General features: G+C 68.9%; 16 protein-coding genes. 4 read left to right on the plus strand and 12 right to left on the minus strand.

Annotation, left to right across the window (positions count from 1 at the left end):
* Window positions 1-48: 48 nt before the first annotated feature.
* Window positions 49-1,083, minus strand: a complete 1,035-nt coding sequence (locus tag ACFFGY_RS16355) for a ribonucleotide-diphosphate reductase subunit beta (RefSeq protein WP_377045580.1) — start codon at window positions 1,081-1,083, stop codon at window positions 49-51.
* Between the two features lie 417 nt (window positions 1,084-1,500).
* Here ACFFGY_RS16355 and ACFFGY_RS16360 point away from each other — a divergent pair, with 417 nt between their 5' ends.
* Entirely contained in the window at window positions 1,501-2,799 is a 1,299-nt protein-coding gene (locus ACFFGY_RS16360) for an NtaA/DmoA family FMN-dependent monooxygenase (protein WP_377045581.1), read from the plus strand.
* A gap of 91 nt (window positions 2,800-2,890) precedes the next feature.
* Here the strand turns inward: ACFFGY_RS16360 and ehuD are convergent, their stop codons facing one another.
* Both ehuD and ACFFGY_RS16370 read right to left on the minus strand, forming a co-directional pair.
* Complete coding sequence (gene ehuD, locus ACFFGY_RS16365) at window positions 2,891-3,565, minus strand: ectoine/hydroxyectoine ABC transporter permease subunit EhuD (RefSeq protein ID WP_377045582.1); 675 nt, start codon at window positions 3,563-3,565, stop codon at window positions 2,891-2,893.
* Window positions 3,565-4,410: a substrate-binding periplasmic protein gene (locus tag ACFFGY_RS16370; RefSeq protein WP_377045583.1), complete on the minus strand. Its 846-nt coding sequence runs from the start codon at window positions 4,408-4,410 to the stop codon at window positions 3,565-3,567. Before ACFFGY_RS16370 ends, ehuD begins: the two co-directional genes overlap by 1 nt.
* 150 nt (window positions 4,411-4,560) lie before the next feature.
* Between ACFFGY_RS16370 and ACFFGY_RS16375 the strand changes: the two genes are divergently transcribed.
* Both ACFFGY_RS16375 and ACFFGY_RS16380 read left to right on the plus strand, forming a co-directional pair.
* Window positions 4,561-5,163 (plus strand): DUF1989 domain-containing protein, encoded by a 603-nt coding sequence (locus ACFFGY_RS16375; protein ID WP_377045584.1) that lies wholly within the window; start codon window positions 4,561-4,563, stop codon window positions 5,161-5,163.
* A gap of 82 nt (window positions 5,164-5,245) precedes the next feature.
* Window positions 5,246-6,223 (plus strand): nucleoside hydrolase, encoded by a 978-nt coding sequence (locus ACFFGY_RS16380; RefSeq protein WP_377045585.1) that lies wholly within the window; start codon window positions 5,246-5,248, stop codon window positions 6,221-6,223.
* 118 nt (window positions 6,224-6,341) lie between these two features.
* Here ACFFGY_RS16380 and ACFFGY_RS16385 read toward each other — a convergent pair whose 3' ends face one another.
* Complete coding sequence (locus ACFFGY_RS16385; RefSeq protein ID WP_377045586.1) at window positions 6,342-8,192, minus strand: ribonucleoside-diphosphate reductase subunit alpha; 1,851 nt, start codon at window positions 8,190-8,192, stop codon at window positions 6,342-6,344.
* A gap of 372 nt (window positions 8,193-8,564) precedes the next feature.
* Between ACFFGY_RS16385 and ACFFGY_RS16390 the strand changes: the two genes are divergently transcribed.
* The gene (locus ACFFGY_RS16390) at window positions 8,565-9,590 is read left to right on the plus strand and encodes an endonuclease/exonuclease/phosphatase family protein (RefSeq protein WP_377045587.1); all 1,026 of its coding nucleotides are present in this window, start codon (window positions 8,565-8,567) and stop codon (window positions 9,588-9,590) included.
* A gap of 71 nt (window positions 9,591-9,661) precedes the next feature.
* Here the strand turns inward: ACFFGY_RS16390 and ACFFGY_RS16395 are convergent, their stop codons facing one another.
* The 8 genes from ACFFGY_RS16395 to ACFFGY_RS16430 all read right to left on the minus strand — a co-directional run bounded on the left by ACFFGY_RS16395 (window position 9,662) and on the right by ACFFGY_RS16430 (window position 19,060).
* Window positions 9,662-10,759: an ABC transporter ATP-binding protein gene (locus ACFFGY_RS16395; protein WP_377045588.1), complete on the minus strand. Its 1,098-nt coding sequence runs from the start codon at window positions 10,757-10,759 to the stop codon at window positions 9,662-9,664.
* Between the two features lie 11 nt (window positions 10,760-10,770).
* Window positions 10,771-11,685 carry an ABC transporter permease subunit gene (locus tag ACFFGY_RS16400; RefSeq protein ID WP_377045589.1) on the minus strand — a complete coding sequence of 305 codons (915 nt, stop codon included), beginning with the start codon at window positions 11,683-11,685 and terminating at the stop codon, window positions 10,771-10,773.
* The gene (locus ACFFGY_RS16405; RefSeq protein WP_377045590.1) at window positions 11,682-12,572 is read right to left on the minus strand and encodes an ABC transporter permease subunit; all 891 of its coding nucleotides are present in this window, start codon (window positions 12,570-12,572) and stop codon (window positions 11,682-11,684) included. The genes ACFFGY_RS16400 and ACFFGY_RS16405 overlap by 4 nt, the downstream gene beginning before the upstream one ends.
* 72 nt (window positions 12,573-12,644) lie before the next feature.
* Window positions 12,645-13,982, minus strand: coding sequence for an extracellular solute-binding protein (locus ACFFGY_RS16410; RefSeq protein ID WP_377045591.1), 1,338 nt, complete (start codon window positions 13,980-13,982; stop codon window positions 12,645-12,647).
* Window positions 13,983-14,258: 276 nt separating this feature from the next.
* Window positions 14,259-15,293, minus strand: a complete 1,035-nt coding sequence (locus tag ACFFGY_RS16415; RefSeq protein WP_377045592.1) for an amino acid ABC transporter substrate-binding protein — start codon at window positions 15,291-15,293, stop codon at window positions 14,259-14,261.
* Window positions 15,294-15,378: 85 nt separating this feature from the next.
* Window positions 15,379-16,983 (minus strand): glutamine-hydrolyzing GMP synthase, encoded by a 1,605-nt coding sequence (guaA, locus tag ACFFGY_RS16420; protein ID WP_377045593.1) that lies wholly within the window; start codon window positions 16,981-16,983, stop codon window positions 15,379-15,381.
* A 131-nt stretch (window positions 16,984-17,114) separates the two neighbouring features.
* A complete protein-coding gene (locus tag ACFFGY_RS16425) occupies window positions 17,115-17,684 on the minus strand; it encodes a GNAT family N-acetyltransferase (RefSeq protein WP_377045594.1) in 570 nt (189 codons plus the stop codon).
* Window positions 17,681-19,060, minus strand: coding sequence for an RsmB/NOP family class I SAM-dependent RNA methyltransferase (locus tag ACFFGY_RS16430; protein WP_377045595.1), 1,380 nt, complete (start codon window positions 19,058-19,060; stop codon window positions 17,681-17,683). Before ACFFGY_RS16430 ends, ACFFGY_RS16425 begins: the two co-directional genes overlap by 4 nt.
* Window positions 19,061-19,206: the final 146 nt, after the last annotated feature.

Below are 19,206 nucleotides of genomic sequence, written 5' to 3' on the forward strand. Positions count from 1 at the left end.
GTCGTGTCGCTGGTGGCGTCACTTCCCGCCCGAGCGTGTCCTGCGGGTTCAGCCGGCCGCCGCGCCGTCCTGGAACACGCTGTCGGCGAAGGCTTCTTCCCAGCTGCCGGTGGTGGAGGCCTTGGAATACTCGGTGGCCCGGTTCTCGAAGAAGTTGGTGTGCTCGATGGCGTTGAGCATCTCGTCGAGCCAGGGCAGCGGGTTCCGGTCCGTGTCGTACATCGTGTCCAGTCCCAGCTGCTGGAGGCGGCGGTCGGCGATGAAGCGGATGTAGCGCTTGACCTCGGGCGCGGTCAGGCCCTCCACGTCGCCCATCTCGAAGGCGAGGTCGATGAACGCGTCCTCGTGCTCCACGATGGTGGCGCAGATCTCGCGCAGGTCGCGGCGCAGCTCCTCGTTCCAGATCTCCGGGTTCTCGGCCACGAAGGTGTGGAAGAGCTTGATCACCGACAGGCAGTGCAGCGTCTCGTCGCGCACCGACCAGGTCACGATCTGCCCCATGCCCTTCATCTTGTTGAAGCGGGGGAAGTTCAGCAGGATCGCGAAGGAGGCGAAGAGCTGCAGACCCTCGGTGAAGGCGCCGAAGGCGGCCAGGGTCTTGGCGATCTCGGTCTTCGATTCGACCGAGAAGCTCTGCATGTAGTCGAACTTGTCCTTCATCTCCTTGTACTTGAGGAAGGCCTGGTACTCGGTCTCGGGGATGCCGATGGTGTCCAGCAGGTGCGAGTAGGCGGCGATGTGGACCGTCTCGATGTTCGAGAAGGCCGACAGCATCATGAGCACTTCCGTCGGCTTAAACACCTGGGAGTAGTGCTTCATGTAGCAGTTGTTCACCTCCACGTCGGACTGCGTGAAGAAGCGGAAGATCTGCGTGACGAGGTTGCGCTCGATGTCCGTCAGGTTCTTCTGCCAGTCCTTCACGTCATCGGCCATCGGCACCTCCTCCGGCAGCCAGTGGACGCGCTGCTGCGTCAGCCAGGCGTCGTAGGCCCAGGGGTAGCGGAAGGGCTTGTAGACCGGGTTCGAGGTCAGGAGGTTGAACTGCTCCGGCAAGGCGGAGGCGGTCTGGTGTCCGTCGGGCATCGGTGTCGGTCTCTTGCGGTCGGGGAGCGGCCTGGGTGCGGGACCCAAAGCCGGGTGTCGTTCGGGGGCTGATCCGGGGGCGCAGGCTGATCCGCCGCGCAGGGGGCGGGTGGAAGCTCAACAGCGCCCGCGAGGGTTGCCGGGCGGGTCTATGCGGGGGTCCGGCGCATCGCCTCGATTATGCTGGGGCGCCTCCGTCTGGGCAAGGCTGGAGGTAGGCCGGGCTGGCCCAGCCGGTGAAGGCCGGCATTCAGACGATTGAAGTTGCCCCGTTTTCGCCAATGCAGGTCGGGCGCGCGGCGATGGGGCGACGCGGGCACGCGTCTTGCAAGTTGGATCAGCCCCGTAAGGCAGCCCCGCGGGTCAGTCCCGAGGGGCAGCCCCCGTGGCCCCGTCACCTCGTCAGGAGATCCCGCCGTGCCGAAGCGCTTCCACCTCGGATGGTTCGCCAACTTCTCGGCCGGGGAATGGAACCAGCCCTTCTCGGCCGCCGATCCGAGCTGGGACGGCAGGCTCTACCTCGACATGGCGCAGGCGATGGAGCGCGCCTGCTTCGACTACATCATGCTCGAGGACACGCTGATGGTGTCCGAGGCCTGGGGCGGCACCGCGGAGGCCACGCTGCGGCACGCCCTGCAGGCGCCCAAGCACGATCCGCTGCCGCTGGCCGCGATGATCGCCGCCGCGACGACGCGACTCGGCGTGGTGGCGACCATGTCCACCATGGCCTACCCGCCCTTCCTGCTGGCGCGCCTCGCCTCCACGATCGACAGCCTGTCGGGCGGCCGCTTCGGCTGGAACATCGTGACCTCGGGCGAGGACAGCGCGGCGCAGAACCTCGGCCTGGAGGCCCTGCCCCCGCGCGAGGCGCGCTACGACATGGCCGACGAGTACGTGGAGCTGGTGCGGCAGCTCTTCGACTCGTGGCAGCCCGACGCCGTGGTGCTGGACCGGGAAAGCGGGGTCTTCGCCGACCACCGCAAGGTCGCGCCCATTCATTTCGAAGGAAAGTACTTCCGCTCGCGCGGACCGTTGAACACGGTGCGCTCGCCGCAGGGGCGGCCGGTCTTCGTGCAGGCCGGCGGCTCGCCGCGCGGTCGGGAGTTCGCGGCGCGCACGGCGGATTCGATCATCGCCACGGCCAATGGCGTGGAAGGGATGAAGCGCTACCGCGACGACGTCCGGGCGCGGGCGGCGGCGGCGGGGCGTGACCCGGACAGCATCAAGGTGCTGTTCCTGATCTACCCGGTCCTGGGCGAGACGCCCGAGGAGGCGGAGGCGCGCTACAGCCGCATGGTGAATGCGCCGTGGTTCATCGAGGCCTCGCTCGCGGCGATGGGCACGGTGACGGATATCGACTTCTCGCGCTTCGACCTCGACCAGGAGCTGCCGCACCTGACCACCAACGGCGAGCAAGGGTCGCTCGACAAGTTCGCGCAGTGGGGCAGCGGCAAGACGCTGCGGCAGCTCGCCTCCGAGCGCTACGACGGGGGCCTGCGGCTGGTGGGCACGCCCGATGCCATCGCGGCGCAGATGGGCGAGGCGATGGAGGCGATCGGCGGCGACGGCTTTCTGATCAGCACGCCCTTCCAGCGCACCAGCCGCCGCGCCGTGGTGGAGATCACGGAAGGGCTGGTGCCGGCGCTGCAGCGGCGCGGCTTGGTCCGCACGCGCTACGAGCACGCAATGCTGCGCGACACGCTGGCGGAGTTCTGATGCCGCCGCGCGAGGGCCAGGGCCAACGCGCTGCGGAGGCACACGATCTGTGGGGGCGGCCGCGGGGCAGAATGGCCACCCCGCCCCCTGGTCAGGCCGGTGCCGGAGCGGCCGGGCGGACCCGCGCCGGGTCGAGGCGGTGTTCCAGCCAGCGGACGCCGAGGCTCGCGGGGATGCTGATCACCAGGTAGATCAGGAACACCACCGTGTAGATGCTCATGTACTTGAAGGTGTCCGAGGCGATCAGCTGGCCGCGGAACATCAGCTCGGCGATCGAGATCGTGGACACCAGCGCGGTGTCCTTGAACATCGACACGAAGTAGTTGCCCACCGGTGGCACCACGATGCGGATGGCCTGCGGCAGGATCACCAGCCGCATCGCCTGTCGCGGCCGCAGGCCGAGCGCCGCGGCGGCCTCGCTCTGCGAGCGCGGGATCGCCGCGATGCCGGCGCGGAAGACCTCGCTGAGATAGGCGCCGTAGTTGATGGCCAGCCCCGCGAGCCCCGCCTGGATCGGCGTCAGCCGCAGGCCCAGCAGCGGCAGGACGTAGTAGATGTAGAAGAGCTGGAGGATCAGCGGCGAGCCGCGGATCACCTCCACGAAGACGGTGGCCGGCCAGCGCAGCGCCCGGCGCGGGCTCAGGCGCGCCAGGGCCAACAGGAGGCCCAGGACGAGGGCGATGGCCATGCCGCCGAGGGTGAGCAGCACGGTCAGCTGGACGCCCGCCCAGAGGTCGGGCGCCCAGCTGCGGAGATCGGCCAGCATTACGGGTTCAGGAAGAACTCCGTGGGGGTGAGGCCCCACTTGTTGAAGATCTTCGCGGCGGTGCCGTCGGCCTTCATCGCGGCGTAGGTGGTGTTGAAGGCCTTGAGGAAGCCGTCATTGCCCTTGGCGATGCCGAAGGCGCAGTTGGAGGCGGATTTCTCGTCGGGCACGTAGTCGCCCACCAGTTCGAAGCGCAGCTCGGCGTTCTGCTTCAGCGCGTAGGCCGACAGGCTGCCGTCCACCACCGCCGCGTCGATGCGCCCGGCGGAAAGGTCGGCCAGGACGTTCTGGATCGTCGGGTACTGGCGGATGTCGATCGTGGTGCCCGAGGGGCAGCGGCTGCTCGCCTGTCGCAGCAGGTCGATATAGGTCGTGCCCTGGTAGCTGCCGGCGGTCTTGCCGCAGAGATCGGCCAGGCTGTGCAGCTTCTTCGGATTGCCGGGCGCGACGTCGAGCGATTCCGGGTTGAAGAAGGTGGTGTCGGTGAAGTCGATCACCTGCTGCCGCGCCGGGCGGACGTACATGGCGTCGCCGATCAGCTGGATCCGCTGGCTCTGGATCGAAGGGATCAGGCTGTTGAAGGGCATGGCCACGACCTTCAGCTCGGCCTTGATGCCGCTGCGGCTGAGGAATTCCCGCAGGATGTCGGGCAGGACGCCGGCCGCGCCCTTGGTCTCCGGGTCCACGAAGCTCAGCGGCGCGTCGTTGGAGGTGCCGATCACCAGCTCCCCCTGCGAGCGGACCTGATCCAGCAGGTCGGCGGCGCGCGCTGGTGCCGCCGCGGTAGCCAGGATCGGTGCGACGGCGAGCATTCCGGCCAGGAGCCGGGCAAGGACGATCCGCATTCGGGGCGCTTTCCGCTGTTTGCGGCGCCGTGTCCTGCAAGACCGGGGCCAGAGCGGTGGCCCAAACTGGAGCCGGCGTTGCGGCAGGGATCGGGGCACGGGGTTCCGGACGTGGCTGGCGCGGAAGCGTGGCCGGGCTATCGTCGCGCCATGAGCCCAGACGACCTGCAGACCATCCCAGCCCGCTCCGGCCGCGCGCAGCGGCTCGAAGCGGGGCAGAGCATCACCGTGATCAACACGCACGGGACGCAGGTGCTCGACACCTGGGCCTTCGCGGCCGGAGACCTCGGCGAGTACCTGTCGATGGAGCACACGCGCTCGGTTAACAGCCGCTGGCTGGTGGGGCCGGGCATGGTGTTCGTGTCCACGAAGCGGCGGCCGATGCTGACCCTGGTGGAGGATCGCTCGCCCGGCGTGCACGACATGCTGCTGCCGGCCTGCAGCCCGGAGATCTACCGCGAGCTGGGTTGCGCGGACGGCCATGCGAGCTGCCAGAACAACCTCCATACAGCGCTGGCGGCGGTGGGCCTGGCGGTGCCGATCACCCCTGCCCCGCTGAACCTGTTCATGAACGTGCCGATCACGGCCGACGGCGCGCTGGACCGGGTTCCGCCCACGGCGCGGCCGGGCGACGCCGTGGTGCTGCGGGCGGAGATGCCGCTGTGGATCGTGTTCTCCGCCTGCCCGCAGGACGTGACGCCGATCAACGGCGCCCTGCGGCAGCCGGTGGAGGCGCATTACCGCCTGGGCTGAGGCCGCGGGCGGCTGCTGCGCCCCGGTCGTGATGCCGGGGCGGCCTGGACAGCGGCCGCACCGCCGTTGTTGAAATGGTGCCATGTGCGCCAAGAAAGTCATCTTCGACACGGACCCGGGCATCGACGACGCCTGTGCCCTGGCCCTGATCGCCGCCAGCCCGGCGCTGGAGCTGATCGGCATCACCACCGTTTTCGGCAACGCCTCGGTGGAGACCACGACGCGCAACGCGCTCTACCTGCGCCGCCGCTTCGGCCTCGCCGCCCCGGTGGCGCGCGGGGCTGAGCGCCCCTTGAGCAAGCCGCCACGCGATTTCCCGACCTTCATCCACGGCGAGAACGGGCTCGGCGACGTGGCGCTGGAGGGGTTGGACAGCCTCGGGGCAACCCACGCCAAGGATGCCGCGGATTTCATCGTGGAGCAGCTTCGAGCGGCACCGGGCGAGGTCACGCTGATCGCGGTGGGGCCGCTGACCAACCTGGCGCTCGCGATCGAGCGGGCGCCGGAGATCACCGCTCTGGCGGCCGAGGTGGTGGTGATGGGCGGCGCCTTCGGCACGGCCGGACGGCCCGGCAATGTCAGCCCGGTGGCGGAAGCCAATGTGTGGAACGACCCGGATGCCGCGGACCGGGTGCTGACAGCGCCCTGGCCGGTGCGGATCGTGGGCCTCGACGTGACGACGCTCTGCGTGATGGGGCCGGACTACATGGCCGGCTTGCGCGACCGCGCGCCGGGAGTCGGCGGCTTCCTGTGGGAGATCACGCGCTTCTACGAGCATCTCTATCGCACGCGCGACGGTATCGACGGGATCAACGCGCACGACGCCCTGGCCGTCGCACGCGCCATCGAGCCGGCGCTGTTCCGGGAGCGGCGCGGGCCGGTGCGCGTGGTCACCGACGGCATCGCGACCGGGCAGACGATCCAGAGCGTTGAGGGCGTGCGCTACCCGCCGGGGCCGTGGGACGGGTTGCCGTCGCAGTCGGTCTGCGTCGAGGCCGACAACGCGGCGTTCCTGAAGCTTTACGCCGAGGCGCTGGTGGCCTGGGAAGCGGGCCGCTGAACGCCGGGACTGGCCTTATCCGGGAAGCGGCGCTCCGCCCCCGGAGCCGACGCCTGATGGCGGTCTGCGCCCCCGAAACCCGACTGGCCGACAAGCCCGGCCCGTCGGGCAGCTGCCCTTACTGGCAGGCGAGGCATTCCTCGTAGTTCGTGGTTTCCGCCGCCACCGGCCGCGGCGTGGCCACGATGTTGATCGGCTCGGCCGCCGAAAGGCTCGGGCGGATGGCCACCTTCTCGCTGATCGTGTCGGCGCGCTGGATCGAGAGCGAGCGGCAGTAGTAGAGCGACTTCATCCCCTTCTTCCACGCCTGGAAGTGGATCTGGTGCAGGTCGCGCTTGTGCACGTCGGCCGGCACGAAAAGGTTCACCGACTGCGCCTGGCAGATAAAGGGCGTGCGGTCGGCCGCGTGCTCGATCACCCAGCGCTGGTCCAGCTCGAAGGCGGTCTTGAACACCGCCTTTTCCTGCTCGGTCAGGAAGTCGAGGTGCTGCACCGAGCCCTTGGTCACGGTGATCGTGGTCCAGGTGTCGTCGTCGTCGCGCCCGTGCTTCGCCAGCACCGCCTTCAGGTGCGGGTTGCGCACGATAAAGGAGCCCGACAGCGTCTTGTGGTTGTAGACGTTGGCCGCGATCGGCTCGATGCCGGCCGAGGCGCCGCCGCAGATGATGCTGATCGAGGCGGTGGGCGCGATCGCCATCTTGTTGGAAAAGCGCTCGTTGAACCCGTACTCCGCGGCGTCCGGGCAAGGCCCGCGTTCGGCCGCCAGCGTGCGGCTCGCGGCGTCGGCCTGCTCGCGGATGTGCTTGAACATCCGCTTGTTCCAGACCTTCGCGATCACGCTCTCGAAGGGGATGTTGTTGGCCTGCAGGAAGGAGTGGAACCCCATCACGCCGAGCCCCACCGAGCGCTCGCGCATCGCGGAATAGCGGGCGCGGGCCATGCTGTCGGGCGCGGTGTCGATGAAGTTCTGCAGGACGTTGTCGAGGAAGCGCATCACGTCCTCGATGAAGCGCGGATCGTCCTTCCACTCGTGCCAGGTCTCGAAGTTCAGCGAGGACAGGCAGCAGACGGCGGTGCGGTCCTGCCCGTGCTGGTCGCGGCCCGTTGGCAGCGTGATCTCGGAGCACAGGTTGGAGGTCTTCACCTCCAGCCCGGCGAGCTTGTGGTACTCGGGGCGCGCGTTGTTCACGGCGTCGGAGTAGATGATGTAGGGCTCGCCTTGCTCGATGCGGGCCAGCAGGATGCGGATCCACAGCGAACGAGCCGAGATCTTGCGCACCACGGCGCCGTCCTTCGGTGAGGTCAGCGCCCATTCCTCATCGGCCTCCACCGCGCGCATGAAGGCGTCGGGGATCAGGATGCCGTGGTGGAGGTTCAGCGCCTTGCGGTTCGGATCGCCGCCGGTGGGGCGGCGGATGTCGACGAACTCCTCGATCTCCGGGTGCGAGACCGGCAGGTACACGGCGGCCGAGCCGCGGCGCAGCGAGCCTTGGCTGATCGCCAGCGTCAGGCTGTCCATCACGCGGATGAAGGGCACGATGCCCGAGGTCTTGCCGTTCTGCCCGACCTTCTCGCCGATCGAGCGCAGGTTGCCCCAGTAGGAGCCGATGCCGCCGCCCTTGGAGGCGAGCCAGACGTTCTCGTTCCACAGGCCGACAATACCGTCGAGGCTGTCGTTCGCCTCATTGAGGAAGCAGGAGATCGGCAGGCCGCGCGTGGTGCCGCCGTTGCTCAGGATCGGGGTCGCCGGCATGAACCACAGGCGCGAGATGTAGTCGTAGATGCGCTGGGCATGCGCGGCGTCGTCGCCGTAGGCGCTGGCCACGCGGGCGAAGAGGTCCTGGTAGGATTCGCCCGGCATCAGGTAGCGGTCGTCGAGCGTCGCCCGGCCGAAATCGGTCAGCAGCGCGTCGCGGGAGCGGTCCACCTGGACCTGGCCATGACCCTCGAGCTGAACGGCGTCGAACATGACTTTCCTTTCCCTGTAGCTGGGCATCAGCACGCGGCGGTGGGGGTGCCCTTCGTCTGGGCGGAGAGCTTCCCTAGCACCACATCTGGTGGAGCGCCAATGAAGTCCGACCAGAACTGGTGTGGGAAGCCACGAAACCGTGCGCCGCGGCGACTCGCTGGAAAACCTGCCTTTTCGGCCTGGGTGGACCGGACGAGCTCCCCTCGGTGAGCCCACCCATCCCCGTTTTCCCCGTAATCCACAGGGGGTGATTCGGGGGCGGCGACTGCCATCGAAGCTTCACTGGCCTGTCTTGGTGGAGATGGTTAGCCGGGGTCACGCGGCCTGCCCGTCGGGGGCACGGCCGATTGTTGCGGGCTGCCCGGAGGCAGGATGTTGGACCAGAATTTCACCATGGCGCCGATGCTCGGCAGCTTCCGGGAGCGCAGCCTCGCCCTCACCGCCGTGCCGGCCGAAACGCGGCAGCGCTTCCTGGAAGCGCCCGCCACGCGCGAAGCCCATGCCGAGCTGATGAGCCGCGTCCCGGCGATGCGGCAGGTCGAGGTGGGCAACGTGCCGGAGACCGGCCCCTCGGGCGGAACGCTGCGCGTCGCGGCCTGGAACCTGGAGCGCTGCCTTTACCCGGATGCGGCCGCCAAGCTGCTGCGCCGGCACGCGGTGGACCTGGTGCTGCTGAGCGAGATGGATGCCGGGATGCGCCGCACGGGGCAGCGCCATACCACGCGCGACCTCGCCCGGCTGCTCGGGCACGGCTACGGCTACGCGCTGGAGTTCCTGGAACTGGCGGCGATGCCGGCACCGGTGGTGTTCGAGGACGACCTGCCCGGCAACCGCATGGGCTTCCACGGCAATGCCTTCACTGCCGCCCTGCCCTTCCGCGACCCGGTGGTGATCCGCCTCGACGAGGTCGCGGACTGGTACGTCGCGGCCAAGGGTGGGCAGAAGCGGGTCGGCACGCGCATGGCGGTGGCGGCGACCTTCCGGCACGGCACGCAGGAATTCGTGGGCTGCTCCGTACATCTGGAGAGCAACAGCGACTTCGAGGGCCGCGCGGCGCAGATGCGGCGCCTACTGGACGAGCTCGACCGCTATGCCGGGGATCTGCCGGTGGTGATCGGCGGCGACCTGAACACGGTGGTGCAGGCCGGCGGCCACGGCGATGCGCGGGAGATGCTGTTCGCGGAGAGTGCGGCGCGCGGCTACGACTGGAGCCGCTGCAATCTCGCCTGGCCGACGACGCGGCGCAGCACCTGGAGCACCGGGGCCGGAACGCGGCAGCTCGACTGGTTCTGCACGCGCGGGCTGGAGGTCGAGGCGCCGGAGGTGATCCCGTCGATCAGCGAGGATGGCAAGGTGCTGACGGATCACGAGCTGATCCTGCTGACCCTGCGGTTCTGACCGCGACGGGGGCCGGTTCGTCCCGGCCCCCGATCTCATGCCCCCGGGTTTTGGGTCGCGGCCTCCGTCTTTCAGGCCAGGGCGTAGTTGCGTGCCGGGGCCAGGGCCGTTTCCGGCTCCAGCCGGGCGCCGGTCGTAGCGTCGAACAGGTGCAGGCGCTGCGGCGGGAGCGACAGCATCACCGACTGTCCGCGGCTCACGACATGCTCGGGCGGGCGGTGCAGCAGGATCGTGCAGCCCTGCAGCCGGGCATGGACGAGCTGGCTGGTGCCGAGATTCTCGGTCAGCTCGCAGCGCGCTTCCAGCGCCCCCTCCTCCACGTGTTCGGGCCGGATGCCGACGGTCACGGCCCGGCCCGGCTCGAACACCGCGGGCAGCGGCAGCACCAGCCCCTCGCCCACCGTGACCTGAGTCCCGTTGCCGGACACGCGGCCATCAAGGAGGTTCATGGCCGGGGCGCCGAGGAAGCCCGCCACGAAGCGGGTCGCCGGGCGATCGTAGACGGCGCGCGGGTCGCCTACCTGCTCGATCCGGCCGGCGTTCATCACCACCAGGATGTCGGCCAGCGTCATCGCCTCCACCTGATCGTGCGTCACCAGGATGGAGGTGGCGCCGAGCCGGTCATGCAGGCGCCGCAGCTCGACCCGCATCTGCGTGCGCAGCGTGGCGTCGAGGTTGCTCAGCGGCTCATCGAACAGGAAGACGCGCGGGTTGCGGACCATGGCGCGGCCCATGGCCACGCGCTGCCGCTGGCCGCCGGAAAGCTGCCCGGGCTTGCGGTCCAGCAGGGTGTCGAGCGCCAGGGTGGTGGCGATCTCGCGCACCCGCTGGTCGCGCTCGGCACGCCGCACGCCCGCGACCTTAAGCGGGTAGCCGATGTTGGCGGCCACCGTCATGTGCGGGTAGAGCGCGTAGTTCTGGAACACCATGGCGCAGTGGCGGTCCTTGGGCTCGCGCTCGTTCACGCGCTCACCCGCCACGCGGACCTCGCCGGCGGTCACGGATTCCAGCCCGGCGATCATGCGCAGCATGGTGGATTTGCCGCAGCCCGACGGGCCCAGGATCACCGCGAAGGCACGCTCGGGCAGGTCGAGCGAGATGTCGCGCACGGAGGGCGCCGCGGCGCCGGGATAGGATTTGCGCAGGTCGCGCAGCTCGATGGCGGCCATGGTGGCCTCCTCTACTTCTCGGTTGCGACGAGGCCGCGGACGAACCAGCGCTGCATCAGCATCACCACGACCAGCGGCGGCAGCATCACGATCAGGGCGGCGGCCATCAGCACGTTCCAGTCCGGCACGCCGTCGGCGCGCGGCACCATGCGCGACAGCTGCACCATGACGGTGGCGCGCGACGGATCGGTGGTGACCAGCAGCGGCCAGAGGTACTGGTTCCAGGCGTAAACGAACATGATTGTGGCCAGTGCCGCGATGTTGGTGCGGCTGAGCGGGATCAGAACGTCGCGCAGGAAGCGGATGGGGCCGGCGCCGTCCATGCGGGCGGCCTCCACCAGTTCTTCCGGGATGGTCATGAAGAACTGGCGGTACAGGAAGGTGCCGGTGGCGGTGGCGACCAGCGGCAGGATCAACCCGGTGTAGGAATTGAGCATCCGCCAGTCGAGCGACACGGTGACGCCGGTGGCCATGTTGATCAGCGTGCTGAGGCCGGTGATGTCCAGGATCACCTGGAAGGGCCGCAGCGCATTGGCCGCCACCGCGTAGGTCGGCACGATGCGGACCTCGAGCGGCAGCATCAGCGTCACGAAGATGATCCAGAAGACCACCGTCTTGGCGCGCCAGTCGAAGAACACGATGGCGAAGGCGGCCAGCATGGCGACCACGATCTTGCCCACCATGACGCCGATCGCGACGATGAGACTGGTGGCCATGCGGGCGCCGAACTCGCCGCGCGCCCAGGCGGTGGCGACGTTCTCCAGCAGGTGGGAGCCGGGCAGCCAGTTGATCGGCGTGCTGTTGACGCCGGCGAGATCCTGCGTGGCGGCCACGAAGGCGAGCCAGAGCGGGACCATCAAGCAGACGACGCCGGCGAGCAGGATCGCGTGCGTCGCGAGGTTCAGGAAGGGGCGGCGTTCGATCATTTGTAGTGCAGCCGACGCTCAACGAAGCGGAACTGGACGAAGGTCAGCGCCACCACCAGCAGCATCAGCACGATGCTCTGCGCGGCAGCCCCCGAGTAGTCGAGGCCTTTGAAGCCGTCGGCGTAGATCCGGTACACCATGATCTCCGTGGCGTGGGCGGGGCCGCCCGCCGTCATCGTGTCCACCAGCGCGAAGCTGTTGGTGAAGCTGTCGGTCAGGTTGATGATGACCAGGAAGAACAGCGTCGGCGTGAGCAGCGGGATCTGCAGGTCGCGCATCCGCCGCACCGGCCCGGCGCCGTCCATGGCGGAGGCCTCCACGAGGCCGCGCGGGATGGACTGGAGCCCCGCCAGCAGGAACACGAAGTTGTAGGAGACGAGCTGCCAGGCGCCGGCGATCACCAGCATGGTCATGGCCTGGGCACCGTTGAGGCCCGGGTTCCACAGGCCGGGCGAGACGGCGTTCAGGAAGGAGAACACGCCCGAGCGCGCGTCGAACACGAAGCGGAAGATGATGCCAATGGCGGGTGCCGCGATGGCGTAGGGCCAGATCAGCGCGAGGCAGTAGCCGCGGCTTCCCTTAAGTTCCCGATCCACGAACATGGCCAGCACCAGCGAGGCGGCGATGGCCAGCGCCGTGGTGGCGGCCGCGTAAAGGATGCTGGCTGCGACCGAGTTCCAGTAGTTCGTGTCGGCGAAAACGTTGCGGAAGTTCTCCCAGCCCACCCAGGCGTTGCCGCCGCCCCAGGGTTGCTCGAGCGTAAAGGCCCAGTAGAAGGCCTCGCCGGTCGGCCAGTAGAAGAACACGAAGATGACCAGCAGCTGCGGCAGGGCCAGGGCCCAGGGAAGCCAGCGGCTGCGGAACAGGGCGCGTCGGGTGTTGCTCATGCGTGGGCTCCGCGTCCGGCCGCCGCTTGCGTCGCGGCGGCCGGAGCGATCACGAGGTCAGCGATCAAGCGGTCAGGGCAGCTGCTTGCCGCGGTAGGTCTGCTCGAAGCGGCGCAGCACACGGTTGCCTTCCTCGACCATGGTGTCGAGGGCCTGGTCCATGGTCTTCTGGCCCGAGAAAGCGGCCTGCATCTCGTTGGCGTAGATGGCGCGGATCTGGGTGAAGCCGCCCAGGCGCAGGCCGCGCGAGTACTGCGTCGGCTCGGTGACCAGCAGGCTGTCCATGGCGACCTCGCGGCCCACGTTCTGCGGCCGCTGGAAGAAGCCCTCGGCCTTGAGCTTGTCGTAGCCGGCGCGCGTCACCGGGATGTAGCCGGTGTTGGTGGACCAGAACTCCTCGGATTCCGGCTTGGCCAGGAACTCGAAGAAGGCGGCGGCACCGCGGTACTCAGCGGCCGGGCGGCCCTTCAGCGTCCAGAGCGAGGCGCCGCCGACGCGGGAGTTGGTGCGGGTGGTGCCGGCGTAGAGCGGCAGCATCGCCGGCGTCCAGTCGAGGCCCTGCTTCGCCGTCAGCCGCACCGTGGAATGGTCGGCGATGGAGTTGAACATCGAGGCGCAGGTGCCGTCGGCGAAGGCGGCGGTGGCGATCTGCCCGGTCTCAGGCGTCTTCACCACCAGCAGGCCTTCCTTGTACCAGCGGTAGATGTTGTTGAAGTGCTTGCGGATCAGCCCGTCGTTGAACACCAGCTTGGCGTCGAGGCCGCCGTAGCCGTTATCCTCACTGGCGATCGGCAGGTTGTGGACCGAGGCGAACTGCTCGAGCCAGGGCCAGCTGTCGAAGTTGATGGCCATCGGGCAGGCATGGCCCTTGGCCTTGAGGGCGCGCAGCGCCTTCTCGACGTCTTCCCAGGTTTCCGGCGGCTTCTCGTAGCCGACGTCGCGGAAGGCGCCGCGGTTCCAGTACATCACCGCGGTGGAGGAGTTGAACGGGAAGCTCAGCATCTCCCCCTTTGACGTCGCGTAGTAGGCGGCGATCGGGGACAGGTAGTTGTTCCAGTCGACGTTGCGCTTCTGCTCAGCCATCAGCTCGCGCGCCGGGACGTACTGGCCGGACAGCATCAGGTCGGCGGTGCCGATGTCGTAGACCTGCACCACCGTCGGCTGCTCGCCGGCGCGGAAGGCGGCGATGGCGTTCTGAAGGGTGCGGGGATAGTCGCCCTGGCTGACGCAGGACACCTCGAAGTCGCGCTGGCTGTCGTTGAAGCGCTTGCAGACCTGCTGCACCACGTCGCCCAACTGGCCGCTCAGCCCGTACCAGAAGGTGAAGCGCTGGCGCTCCTGCGCCTCGGCATGAGGCGCGGCCAGCGCCGTGATGGCGACGCCGAGCGCCAGAGCGGTTCTACGCAACATCGGAGAATCCCCGTTAACAATCGGGGCGGTGCTTAGCGATGAGTGATGATGCTTCTGTTGCGCCGCTATGACGCTCCCATGACAGATAACCGGGCTGTGACAGGGGGATAGTGCCGGGCGGCGGAGCCTGGCCGCCGCCGTCGGGTTCGGCGCCCCCGGGTTCGGAGGAGCGGGTTCGGAGGAGCGGGTTCGGAGCACCGGGTTCGATAACCCTGGTGCTCGGCACCCTGATGTCCGGCACCCCGCGTTCAGGGCACCGGCTTCAGCGATCCAGTATCAGCGCATCGGCGGCGGGTATTGCAGGCCACCCTTGTTCCACAGGTTGTTCGGGCCGCGCTGCACGCCCATCGGGGTGATGTTACGGTCCCAGACCTCGCCGTAGTTGCCGACCTGCTTCACGACGTTCACCGCCCAGGCGGGATCGACGCCCATCATCTTGCCCAGGTCGCCGGTCTTGCCCATGAAGCGCTGGACGTCCGGGTTGTTGCTGTCGATGAAGCTGTCGATGTTCTTGGAGGTGATCCCCAGCTCCTCGGCCGTCAGCTGCGCGAAATGCGTCCAGCGCACGATGTCGAAGAACTTCCAGTCGCCCTTGCGCACCATCGAGCCCAGCGGCTCCTTGGAGATGATCTCCGGCAGCAGCGTGTACTGCCCGGCATTCGGGCCCTGCGCGTAGCGGAATGCCGCGAGCGAGGAAGCGTCGGTGGTGTAGGCGTCGCAGCGGCCGGTGATGAAGGCGTTGTGGATTTCCTCGAGGTTCTCGATCACCACGGGGGTGAACTTCATGTTGTTGAGGCGGAAGTAGTCGGTCAGCGCCAGCTCGGTCGTGGAGCCCGGCTGCACGCAGACGGTGGCCCCGTCGAGCGCCTTGGCGCTGGTGACGCCGGAGCTCGTCTTCACCAGGAAGCCGGTGCCGTCGTAGAAGTTGACGCCCGCGAACTCCAGGCCCAGCGCCGCCTCGCGCCCCAGCGTCCAGGTGGTGGAGCGCACCAGCATGTCCACCTCGCCGGACTGCAGCGCGGTAAAGCGGTTCTGCGTGGTGGTCGGCACGAAGCGGACCTTGTTGGCATCGCCCAGGATGGCGGCGGCAACGGCCTTGCAGGTGTCGGAGTCGATGCCGCGCATCACGCCCTGGCTGTCGGGCAGGCTGAAGCCGACATTGTTGCCGGCGGTGCCGCAGAGCAGCTGGCCGCGCTGACGGATGGCGCCGATCGTGTCGGCCGCCGGCTGCTGCGCCGCCGCGTCGCGCATGGTGGGAATGGCGGCCAGAGCGACGGCGATGGCGGCCGTCGCAGCCTTGATCAGGCGCATGGAGGTCACTCCCCGGCGGTTCCGGAAATCGGAACCATTGGGGGCAAGGTTCGCTTTCGCGAAGCTCGGCTCACAAGTGCCTAAATTATTCCCATTCGATGGTGCCGGGCGGCTTGCTGGTCACGTCGTAGGCAACGCGGTTGATCCCGCGCACTTCGTTGACGATCCGATTGGCAACGCGCGACAGGAAGGCCACTTCGAAGGGGTAGACATCCGCCGTCATGCCGTCGGTCGAGGTCACGGCGCGAAGCGCGCAGGCCTGGTCATAGGTGCGGCCGTCGCCCATCACGCCCACGGTGCGAACCGGCAGCAGCACCGCGAAGGCCTGCCAGATGGCGTCGTAAAGGCCGGCGGAGCGGATCTCCCCCAGGAAGATCGCGTCGGCCTTCTGGAGGATCTGCACCTTCTCGCGCGTGACCTCGCCCGGGATGCGGATCGCGAGGCCAGGCCCCGGAAACGGGTGGCGGCCGACGATCGCCTCCGGCATGCCGAGCTCGCGACCCAGGGCGCGGACCTCGTCCTTGAACAGGTCGCGCAGCGGCTCCACCAACTGCATCCGCATGTGCTCCGGCAGGCCGCCCACGTTGTGGTGCGACTTGATGGTGACGGAAGGGCCGCCGGTGGCGGACACGCTCTCGATCACGTCCGGGTAGAGCGTGCCCTGGGCCAGGAAGTCGGCGCCACCGAGCTTGGCCTGCTCTTCCTCGAAGACCTCGATGAACAACCGGCCGATGGTCTTGCGCTTCACCTCCGGGTCGGTGGTGCCGGCGAGCTGGCCCAGGAACAGGTCGGAGGCGTCGCGGTGAACCAGCTTGATGTTGAAGCGGTCGCGGAAGGTGGACACCACCTGCTCGGTTTCGCCGCCGCGCATGAGGCCGTGGTCGACGTAGATGCAGGTGAGCTGGTCGCCGATCGCCTCGTGGATCAGCACCGCGGCCACCGAGGAATCGACGCCGCCGGAGAGGCCGCAGATCACCTTGCCGGTGCCGACCTGGGCGCGGATGCGGGCGATGGCCTCGGCGCGGAAGGCCGCCATGGTCCAGTCGCCGGCGCAGCCGCAGACCGCGTGGGTGAAGTTGCGCAGCAGCTGCGCGCCGTGCGGGGTGTGCACGACCTCAGGGTGGAACTGGATGCCGTAGAAGTGGCGGCTGTCGTCAGCCACCATGGCGAAGGGCGTGCCCTCGCTGGTGGCGACGATGCGGAAGCCCTCGGGCAGGGCGGCGACGCGGTCGCCGTGGCTCATCCAGACCTGCTCGCGCGCGCCGGGGGACCAGACCTCCTGCGTCAGGGCGCAGGCCTCGGCCACCTCGACATAGGCGCGGCCGTATTCCTGGTGGTCGCTCTTCTCGACCTTACCGCCGAGCTGCATGCACATCGTCTGCTGGCCGTAGCAGATGCCCAGCACCGGGAGGCCCAGCTCGAACACCAGCTGCGGGGCGCGGGGGCTGCCCTCATCCACGGTGGAGGCGGGGCCACCGGACAGGATGATGCCGCGCGGCGCGAAGGCCTGGATGCGCTCGGGCGCGGCGGTGAAGGGCCAGACCTCGCAGTAGACACCGGACTCGCGGACGCGGCGCGCGATCAGCTGCGTCACCTGGCTGCCGAAGTCGAGGATGAGGATGCGGTCGTGCCCGCCCGCTGCGGGCTCGGCAACGGGGGCGGTGGGATTCGTCGCGGTCTGGTCGGCCATGGCGGCGCGAAGCATGTCCGGGGCGGCAGCGTCAAGCCATTCGGCGGCAGAACAGCCCTGCCCTGCCCGTCAAGCGGGCGTGAAGCACCCGGTAGCGGCCACGAGACACCGGAAAAGGTGCCGGGCTGGCCTCAGGATTCCTGCGTGAAGGCTGTGGCCGCGAGCAGCGTTTCGATCGGGTTCCAGGCCAGTGCGGTCTGTTCCACCGCCTCGCCGCCGACCTGGATGGCTTCGCGTGCCACCGGCCGCCCGCCCAGGTGGCGGTAGAAGAAGCGAGCATTGTTGCCCGACAGCACCCAAAGCATCGCCGAGCCGCAGCCGATCGCGGCGAGGTGGGCCGCCGAGGCGCGCATCAGGCGCCGCCCGATGCCCCGATCGCGGTAGTCGGTCAGGACGTAGAGCGTCTCGATCTCGCCCTCCGCGAAGTCGGCGCCGCCAAGGCCGGTCCGGCGGACCTTACGGGCGGAGGCGAAGCCCACGATCCGGCGCGGATCGGCGGCGGTTTCCGCCACGAACACCGCTTCCTCGCCGCGCCGGGTCAGCATGCCGTGGCCGTAGCCGGCCGCGATGCGGCGCTGGGAAAGCTCGGCCAGGTAGCCATGTGGCAGGAGGCCTGCATAAGCATCCTGCCAGGCGGCGACGTGCACCGCCGCGATGGCGGCGGCATCCTCGGGACGGGCGCGCCGGATGCAGGTGTTCATGTGACTGCGGGATCGCTGCTCGCACGGGTTGTGGTATCGGACCGGGGAACGGCAACTTCGGTACGCTCAAGTACGGCGCAGAAGAAGCCGTCCGTTCCATGGCTGTGCGGCGCCAGCGCCATGAAATCGCCCTCTCCCGGCGCTGTGTCCACTACCGAACCGAGTGCCGCAAGGCTCTGTTTCCAGGCCTCTTGCAGCGGCACGACACGGAATTCCGGGCGACGTTCGAGCAGGTTCTGCACCTGTGCCTCATCCTCTTCGGGGAGCACGGAGCAGGTAGCGTAAACCAGCTTTCCGCCGGGGCGCACCAGGGAAGCAGCCCGATCCAGGATTGCTCTCTGTTTGGTGACAAGCTCGTTAAGGTCAAATTCACCCGTGCGGATTCTCGCGTCCGGGTTGCGGCGCCATGTCCCCGTGCCCGTACAAGGTGCATCCACCAGAACGCGGTCGAACTGGGCGGCACGGCGCTTCGCCCAGCGGTCACCGGCCTCGAGCAAGTGGGTTTCGGCATTGTCCACACCGGCGCGACGGAGTCGCTGGGCGGCACCGGTCAGGCGAGGGGCGGACACGTCGCAGGCGGTGATGCGCCCCCGGTTGTTCATGCTGGCCGCCATGGCCAGCGTCTTGCCGGCCGCACCGGCGCAGTAATCGGCCACCCGCATTCCTGGGCGCGCATCGGCCAGCAGGGCAATGAGCTGCGAGCCTTCGTCCTGGATCTCGACCAGCCCGTCGCGGAAGGCTTTGCTCGCCAGGATGGGTCGGCGGTCGGCGATGCGCAGGCCCCAGGGCGAGAAGGGCGTGGGCGTGGCCGGGATGCCCTCGGCGGCCAGGGCCGCCAGGGCACCGTCGCGCGTGGTTTTCAGCAGGTTGGCGCGCAGGTCGAGCGGCGCCGCTTCCGCCATCGCCTCGGCCGCGGCCGGCAGCGCATCGCCAAAGCGGGCCTGGAAGCCGGGCATCACCCAGTCCGGCAGGTTGAGGCGCAGGTTCTCCGGCATCTCGGCACGCACCAGCGGCGGGCGCAGCGCGGCCAACACCCGGCGTTCCTCGGCATCGAGGGGTGCTTCGGCATAAGGGCCCTGCTCGCTGAAGGCGGCCACGACGCCCTGGAGCGAGCCGCCGCCCATCAGCACCATCTGCGCCGCCACCAGCAGGCGCGCGGTCGGCTCGGCGCCCAGCTTGCGCAGCCGCCAGTCGAGGCGGAGGCGTTCGCGCACCACGGCCCAGGCGCGCTCCGACACGGCGCGGCGGTCGCTGCTGCCGATGTAGCGGCGGGCGCGGAAGAACTCGTTGGCCACCGCGTCGGCCGGACGGCGAGGCTGGTCTTCCATCGCGCTCAACAGTGCGACGGTGGCGGCAAGGCGGGCGGCGGGGGTCATGCGGTGGTGCTGCTCATGATGGGAACACCCCGGACGGGTGGACGGGCGGAGGGTTCCGCCCGGCCACCGGTGCCGGGGCGTCAAGGTTCAGGGCCGGACGGTGGCGGGTCCGCGACGGTGAAAGTGGCGGTGGGGCGGCCCGGTTG

Source organism: Roseomonas elaeocarpi (assembly GCF_042433915.1).
GTDB lineage: Bacteria > Pseudomonadota > Alphaproteobacteria > Acetobacterales > Acetobacteraceae > Roseomonas > Roseomonas elaeocarpi.

Bases quoted from the DNA above. Each gene is read 5' to 3' on its own strand.
- ACFFGY_RS16410 (WP_377045591.1), bottom strand. From the start codon at position 13,982: ATGTTGCGTAGAACCGCTCTGGCGCTCGGCGTCGCCATCACGGCGCTG.
- ACFFGY_RS16390 (WP_377045587.1), top strand. From the start codon at position 8,565: ATGTTGGACCAGAATTTCACCATGGCGCCGATGCTCGGCAGCTTCCGG.
- ACFFGY_RS16395 (WP_377045588.1), bottom strand. From the start codon at position 10,759: ATGGCCGCCATCGAGCTGCGCGACCTGCGCAAATCCTATCCCGGCGCC.
- ACFFGY_RS16355 (WP_377045580.1), bottom strand. From the start codon at position 1,083: ATGCCCGACGGACACCAGACCGCCTCCGCCTTGCCGGAGCAGTTCAAC.
- ACFFGY_RS16405 (WP_377045590.1), bottom strand. From the start codon at position 12,572: ATGAGCAACACCCGACGCGCCCTGTTCCGCAGCCGCTGGCTTCCCTGG.
- ACFFGY_RS16415 (WP_377045592.1), bottom strand. From the start codon at position 15,293: ATGCGCCTGATCAAGGCTGCGACGGCCGCCATCGCCGTCGCTCTGGCC.
- ACFFGY_RS16400 (WP_377045589.1), bottom strand. From the start codon at position 11,685: ATGATCGAACGCCGCCCCTTCCTGAACCTCGCGACGCACGCGATCCTG.
- guaA (WP_377045593.1), bottom strand. From the start codon at position 16,983: ATGGCCGACCAGACCGCGACGAATCCCACCGCCCCCGTTGCCGAGCCC.
- ehuD (WP_377045582.1), bottom strand. From the start codon at position 3,565: ATGCTGGCCGATCTCCGCAGCTGGGCGCCCGACCTCTGGGCGGGCGTC.
- ACFFGY_RS16425 (WP_377045594.1), bottom strand. From the start codon at position 17,684: ATGAACACCTGCATCCGGCGCGCCCGTCCCGAGGATGCCGCCGCCATC.
- ACFFGY_RS16370 (WP_377045583.1), bottom strand. From the start codon at position 4,410: ATGCGGATCGTCCTTGCCCGGCTCCTGGCCGGAATGCTCGCCGTCGCA.
- ACFFGY_RS16385 (WP_377045586.1), bottom strand. From the start codon at position 8,192: ATGTTCGACGCCGTTCAGCTCGAGGGTCATGGCCAGGTCCAGGTGGAC.
- ACFFGY_RS16375 (WP_377045584.1), top strand. From the start codon at position 4,561: ATGAGCCCAGACGACCTGCAGACCATCCCAGCCCGCTCCGGCCGCGCG.
- ACFFGY_RS16430 (WP_377045595.1), bottom strand. From the start codon at position 19,060: ATGACCCCCGCCGCCCGCCTTGCCGCCACCGTCGCACTGTTGAGCGCG.
- ACFFGY_RS16380 (WP_377045585.1), top strand. From the start codon at position 5,246: ATGTGCGCCAAGAAAGTCATCTTCGACACGGACCCGGGCATCGACGAC.